Origin of the sequence: Salipiger mangrovisoli (assembly GCF_015223355.1) — a bacterium.
Classification (GTDB): Bacteria; Pseudomonadota; Alphaproteobacteria; order Rhodobacterales; family Rhodobacteraceae; genus Salipiger; species Salipiger mangrovisoli.
The window spans coordinates 1-6,506 of sequence record NZ_JADFFK010000061.1 but is presented as its reverse complement, the minus strand read 5'-3'; the positions used below and the strand labels follow the sequence as shown (position 1 = coordinate 6,506).

The following is a 6,506-nucleotide window of genomic DNA, read 5'->3' as shown; positions in this document are numbered from 1 at the left end:
GCCGTGGCATCCTGATCAGACCCGGACCTCTCCGAAGGTCGACGCTCCTACACCACGCGCGGGGGCACTATCCGCTCCATGCCAACGGACCGCCGCCGTATCGAACTTCCGTTTGCGGGCAATGGTGTCGATAGCCGACGCCGTCTGACGCGCCAGGCCCTGTTCGATCTCGGCAAGCGCATCCTCGATCATCCGCGCATTCGGTTGCTGGGTCCCGAAGGCGCCATGAAGATCGCAGAACGCGTCGAACGCGGTCGGCATATCGAGAGCGTCGAGAAGGTCGCACAAGCTGCGGCCATGACGGCGAAGGTGCCTTTCCGTGTCCGCGATCCTGTCGTGGGCGGCTTGTCCGGTGTTGGAAGTGAGGGTGTTGAACATGATGGAACCTCCGTTTCATGCGAAAACTCAGCTGGTTAATGCCTTTTCTGCGGCGTCATGAGTGAAGCATCTGGAGGTGTTTGAGCGTGGTTTCGGCCCCCTGTATTTGCAGTTTCGTCGTCGGTTGGTGCTGGTGAAGAGAACATTGGTCTTGCAGTGCGAAGACGAACGAAAAACTTCCGGCTCAATCGATTTTTTTCGGCGAGGGTCTGCCCTGCGACGTTGTCGCCGGCTCAATTCTCGAACTACCGGGTTGGATAACGTTGCACGTTGCTCCGGATGCGTCGGTCGGTATCGGGAGCTGCAAATCGTCTTCGTCTTGACGCTTGTTACAGGCTGGGGATTTCAAGCCGCTGGCCTTGAAGGCCAGCGGTATGGGGAACTCAGGCGGCGTCCTGCCTGGCCAGTGCTTCGGCCATGATGCCTCGGTCTTCTTCCATAGAGGCCAGTGCCTGGAGCAAGTCGAACAGGGCGTCGGTTTGTAGGCAGATTTCCTCGACTTCAATGCCGTCGGGATCGAGCATGAGCGAGAAGTCGAAACCGAGATCGTCGTCTTCGGCCATTCCCAGGGGGTCGAGCGAGAGGAGCCGGTGAAGGGCAACGAGCTCGACTTTGGCTCCGAGTGTCAGGCGCCTCGCCTTACGCAGATCGCCGATCAAGCGAAGCACGCGCCGTCCGCGCTCCGCTCCCCCAACAAGTTCTGCCGCAGAAATGAGAGCGTCACCATGCTCTGCGAGGTGGAGTTGTGCCGCAGTGAGTTGCGGGTCGCCGGAATGGGCCGCAGTCCGAAGTGTAGTCCTCATGAAAGTCTTCTCCTTGGCGCGCCGCGTTCGTGCGGCATCAAGCTTGCCGGTCCGCCAAGACATTCCTTAGGTTGCTCCTTGATCTGGCCACCTGCGCTCGCCCGAGTGCGCGGGAGGACAGATCAGGGAGCGGCCAGTCAATCAGGTGAGTGCTCCTTGCTTGGTTCATGTTGGCGCGTTGAGCCAGCGCTGCGTCACTGTTCGTAGGCTTCGAAAAGAAGATTGGTCACTTCTCCGGAGACGAAGAAAAAAGTGGTAGAGAACGCGAAAATTCTTGGGGTTTGGGAAACCGTGTCGGTCCGGTCTGCGGACCTTCCGGACATTCGCTGCGGATGCACCATCGCGGTCCGAGTGAACGGCTCACTGGCATGGGCGAGCGCCATTAGACTCAACGAATGGTCGAGGAACCTCCTACCGTATGGACAGCAACCTGCTCGTCCTCTACGCTTAGATTTGGCATCGCAGAAGCCTCGCCAACGCGTTGGGTTCGTTGGAATTCGCAGAGATTATTCCAACATGCAGGGTTTCGGGGATGTTCAAGACTCGCCAAAGCGAGAACTTGGGCAGACCAATCAAAATATGACGTAGATCAATGCGCGGTGGGGACGGGTCCTCCACATTCGTGCCATAGATTTATTCCTTGCGAGGCGACATGGCGCGAATTTTCCTCGGCGTGGCCTTTAGCATTCTTGCGAGCGCAGCCCACGCACAAGAGCCTGCGCAGCAAACGCTGATCACCAATGTCGATATCTTCGATGGCGTTCACGAGGCGCTGATCGAGGATGCGAACGTCCTGATTGAGGGCGAGTTGATCCGCAGAGTATCCAGCGAACCAATTTCGGCCGACGGTGCCACGGTGATCGACGGTGGCGGGCGAACGATGATCCCGGGACTGATCGATGCCCATTGGCACGTCTTGTTCAATTACGTCCCGCAATCCGAACTGCTTACGCGTGACTTCGAGCATCTTGTCGTAATGGGGCTGAAAGGCGCCGAGGCGACGCTGATGCGGGGTTTCACGACGGTGAGAGACGTCGGGGGAAACCCGTTCTCGATCAAGAAGGCGATCGATGCCGACATCTACCCTGGCCCGCGCATCTATCCGTCGGGCCCGATGATTTCCCAGACCGGCGGACACTCGGACGGCAACCCCTACACGAGCGTTCCTTCCGAGGATCCGGACACGCTCAGCTATCTTGAGCGCAACATGGTCGTCATGCGCGCTGACGGCGTGGACCAAGTCCGGCTACGGGTTCGGGAAAGTCTCCGGATGGGTGCGACGCAGATAAAAATCTCGACCGGCGGCGGCGTGTCGTCGCTTTATGATCCATTGGATGTCAGCGAATATTCCCCGGAGGAAATCTCTGCAGCGGTCACGGAGGCGGAGAATTGGGGGACCTATGTGGCCACGCATACGTTTACCGATCGCGCCACGCAAATAGCCATCGAGGCCGGTATCAAGACGGTAGAACATGGATTCTTGCTGAGCGACGAAACGCTGCAGATGATGAAGGATGCAGGCGTCTGGCTGTCGATCCAGCCCCTCTTGGATGACGAGGATGCATTCACCTTCTCTGACCCCATCAGTACGGCCAAATGGATTGAAGTCACCCAGGGAACCGACAAGGTTTACCGGGCAGCCAAACGCCTCGGCGTGAAGATCGACTTCGGAACCGACATTCTTTTCGATCCGGCTGTTGCGGCGAAGCAGGGCAAGTTCCTGGCCAAGCTTGGCCACTGGTTCACACCCTTCGAGGCCCTGGAGATGGCGACGTCCACGAATGCCGAACTCCTGTTGATGAGCGGCGCCAGAAACCCCTATCAGGCGGGTCCATTGGGGGTGATCGCGGAAGGCGCATACGCGGACCTGATCCTGGTCGACGGAAATCCGCTTGAGGACCTCACCCTGGTCGCCGACCCCGACGAAAATTTCGACCTGATCATGAAGGGCGGAAAGATATTCAAACAGGCGCTGAACTGAACTTCTGAACAGAGCTGTTCATTGCGACAGGGGGGCTCCCGGATGACGAGACTTGGGAAATTTCTCACCGTGACGACGCTGGTGCTGGCTGTCCCGGCATCCGCGCAGGACTTCGATCTGGTCATCAACGGTGGCCGGGTCATGGATCCCGAGACGATGTTCGACGGCATCGCCAATCTCGGGATCAAGGATGGCAGGATCGCTGCGATCACCCAAGACGCGATCTCCGGGAAGGAGGTCATCGAGGCCGCCGGTCTCGTCGTCGCGCCCGGCTTCATCGACACGCATTTTCACGCGGTGGACCCTTTCGGGACGAAGCTCGGCGTGGCCGACGGCATCACGACGGGCATGGACCTCGAGTCCGGCGCGATGCCCGTCGGCGCCTGGTACGCCCAGAGGGAGCGGGACGGGAGCCAGACCAACTTCGGAACGACCAGCGGCCTCGGGACGGCGCGCATGATCGTGCATGATCCCGAGTTGCAGATCGGCGTGCCGATCGACGCGGCAAACCAGTTCACTTTTGGTGGAAAAGCTGGTGCCGACGGAGTGGTTGGTTGGTCGCTTACGCGCAGCAATATCGACCAGATGAATGAAATCATGAAGCTTCTGGATGAGGACCTGCGCGAGGGTGCTCTCGGTGTTGGTGTGCCCGCGGCGTACATGGCTCGCGGGCTGACGAGCTACGAGCTGTTCCAGGCGCAACGGGCAGCCGCCCGCTATGGTCGCCTGGTTTCTGTCCACACGCGGTACCACCTGAATTCCCAGACACCGACCGAAGCGCCGATCGCGCTTGATGAAGTGCTGGTCAACGCAATGCTGCTGCGCGCGCCGCTGCTTCTGGCGCATGACAACGACTACGGCTGGTGGGAGAACGAGGAGAAGCTCCAGCTGGCCCGCGCGCAAGGCTTCAATGTCTGGGGGGAATATTACCCGTTCGCCGCTGGCTCGACCCTCGTCAGCGCCGATTTCCTGCGCCCCGATCAGTGGGAAGCCGTGAATGGCTACAAGTACGAAGAGACGATCTACGATCCGACAGCGGACAAATTCCTGAGCAAGGACGAGTATCTCGCGGCGGTAAGGGATCGGCCCGACCTCACCATCATCGTCCATATTCCACCCCGCATGGCATGGCTCAAGTACTGGCCGACAATCCCTGAAATGGTCGTTGCATCCGACGCGATGGTCGGCCTCGACAAGGACGGCAACCCCCTGCCTTGGGAAGCGGATGTGAGCCTTTACGCCGGCCATCCGCGAACCGCCTCGAGCTATTCGGCAACCCTGCAACTTGGGCGCGAAAACGGTGTGCCGCTGATGTTCACGCTGGCGCAACTGAGCTACTGGAGCGCCAAGCATCTCGGCGACACCGGCCTCCGGGCGATGCAGGAGCGCGGCCGCGTGCAGGTTGGCAAGATCGCTGATCTGACACTCTTCGACCCCGAGAATGTTGCCCCCCGGGCCTCCTACAAGGCTGGAGAGAATGGTCTTCCCCCTGTCGGGATCCCCTATGTCATCGTCAACGGGACCATCGTGGTGAAGGAGTCGGAAGTGCTGCCGGTCAAGCCGGGCCAAGCGATCCGCTTCCCCGTCGAGGCGGCAGGCCGCTATCAGCCGGTTGACGTCGAAGGATGGCTCGGGGCACACGCGATCAACGTTCCGGACCTGCATACGCTTGACGATACCGGCGCGGGGGCGGAATTGAAGCAGTGAGCCGAGACCTGCGTCTGCGGAACGCAGGTTTTCAAGCGCACCAGGCTCCAAGGTGGCTCTGTCCTGCGGCGCGGCATGGTTCTCAGGTCGGAGATATTGGTGAGCATTTTGCGCTGCAGAATATTCCCAACGCTGACTGTCCCGACAGACGGCAAGAAAGGGCTCCAACCCGACTTGCGGCGGCGCAGCGAGCCGAGCACCTGGCGCGTCGCAGCTTCCCCGAACCGGTCATTTATGCAGGCCGCAGCATTTCCGACGACCCGAGGTCGGCACAGCGGACCTTCCGGACTTTCGCTGCATCCGCGCAGTGTCGAGCCGACCAAGAGCTCCGTCACTCGGCCCCTTTGCGATCATAGGCGCCGAAGAGATCGGGATCGAGGCCCTTGCGGTCGAAAACACCCTTCAGCGCGATGTTGGCGATCTCGGGTCCATCCTCCGTCATCGTCACCCACATGACGTGGTCGACGTTTCCGGGTCCCTCCTGGTGGAAGGACGCTCCGGCAGGTCCCATCGTGATGTGCTCATACCCGTCGATGTTGTCGTAGTCGTAGTAGTGCAGATGGCCGGCGATGATGGTGTGATCCCGTCCCTTGAGCATGTCCTCGATCGCCATGTAGCTGTCCGAAGGGTTCTCCCAGGCAGGCTCATGGAGGAACAGGAATGTCCAGCGCACGTCCGGATGCTGCGTCAAGGCATTGCGGACGAAGGTGGTCTGCGCCTCGTTGAACTCAGCCTTCATTGCAAGCCCTGCAACGACGGACTCGTCCGACATGAACTCGGCCAGCATGCTCTTGGCGCGCTCTGGGTCTTCTGTCTGAAGCCGGTTATAGAGCGCGATCTTGTCTTTCATGCCTGCCGGCGCCTCGCGGGGCGGGTCCTCGCTGTCGAGCACGAGGAACAGGGTGTCGCCGTAGACGAAGCTGTAATAGGTCGCGCCGAACCTTTCGCGCCAGACCTCCTGCGCGACCGAATTTGCGATGTCGTGATTGCCGGGCGTCCGGAAGAACGGCGTCTCCATTTTCGCCAGCTTGGCGTCGACCTCGTCCCATTCGGCGTTCAGTTCCGCCGGATCATAACTATAGCCTTCGATCAGGTCTCCGACGTTGATCACGAACTCGGGCTTCAGCAGCCGAACCTGCTCCGCCGCCAGGTCGAACGTACCTTCGACGTTGGCGCCCCCCGTTCGGTCGCCGATGACGATGAACTGAAAGTCGCTGGGGTCGTCGTTGAAATCTTCGGATGTCCACGGTTTCGCACCCGGGAGCGCAGCCGCGTCGTAGCTGAAATCCGCCGCAGTGCCGCTGGTTCCTGCAAGACCCAACAAGATCGCGAGGATCGCTCTCGGTCGCATGGCCAGTCCTCCCTCTACTCAGCGAAGGAACAGTACTACGGTGCCGAGGCTGGCATCATTGACGACGAACAATTCTCTCGTTGACCGGGGGGCGCGAAGGTTTGCGTAGCTTCTGAAAAAAGCCAGATCAGCGCAAACATGCCTTTCGTCTCGACTTGCCTCATCCGGCGCAGTGGGCCTTCCCCCCGAGAGAATGGGACGACCACGTCGCGGACAAAGCTGCCGTAGAGCGCGGTAGTTCGACTTTGCCGGGAAGCATATTCGACCGACCGGAATTCGATATCGC

Annotated in this window: 6 protein-coding genes; 2 read left to right on the top strand and 4 right to left on the bottom strand. The window is 60.2% G+C overall.

Features of this window, described 5'->3' with window-relative positions; all coding sequences use genetic code 11:
* Positions 1-15: 15 nt before the first annotated feature.
* Together IQ782_RS29140 and IQ782_RS29135 are read right to left on the bottom strand one after the other, a co-directional pair.
* The gene (locus tag IQ782_RS29140; RefSeq protein WP_194138166.1) at positions 16-378 is read right to left on the bottom strand and encodes a hypothetical protein; all 363 of its coding nucleotides are present in this window, start codon (positions 376-378) and stop codon (positions 16-18) included.
* 383 nt (positions 379-761) lie between these two features.
* Positions 762-1,181 (bottom strand): hypothetical protein, encoded by a 420-nt coding sequence (locus IQ782_RS29135; protein WP_194138165.1) that lies wholly within the window; start codon positions 1,179-1,181, stop codon positions 762-764.
* Between the two features lie 652 nt (positions 1,182-1,833).
* On the opposite strand from IQ782_RS29135, the gene IQ782_RS29130 reads away from it, so the two are divergent.
* Together IQ782_RS29130 and IQ782_RS29125 are read left to right on the top strand one after the other, a co-directional pair.
* A complete protein-coding gene (locus tag IQ782_RS29130; protein WP_194138164.1) occupies positions 1,834-3,162 on the top strand; it encodes a metal-dependent hydrolase family protein in 1,329 nt (442 codons plus the stop codon).
* Positions 3,163-3,231: 69 nt separating this feature from the next.
* Positions 3,232-4,869, top strand: coding sequence for an amidohydrolase family protein (locus IQ782_RS29125; protein ID WP_338092670.1), 1,638 nt, complete (start codon positions 3,232-3,234; stop codon positions 4,867-4,869).
* A gap of 331 nt (positions 4,870-5,200) precedes the next feature.
* Here the strand turns inward: IQ782_RS29125 and IQ782_RS29120 are convergent, their stop codons facing one another.
* Both IQ782_RS29120 and IQ782_RS30110 read right to left on the bottom strand, forming a co-directional pair.
* Positions 5,201-6,220, bottom strand: coding sequence for a metallophosphoesterase family protein (locus IQ782_RS29120; protein ID WP_194138162.1), 1,020 nt, complete (start codon positions 6,218-6,220; stop codon positions 5,201-5,203).
* A 35-nt stretch (positions 6,221-6,255) separates the two neighbouring features.
* Positions 6,256-6,506: hypothetical protein (locus tag IQ782_RS30110; RefSeq protein WP_240989667.1), on the bottom strand; the 251-nt coding region annotated here is incomplete at its 5' end.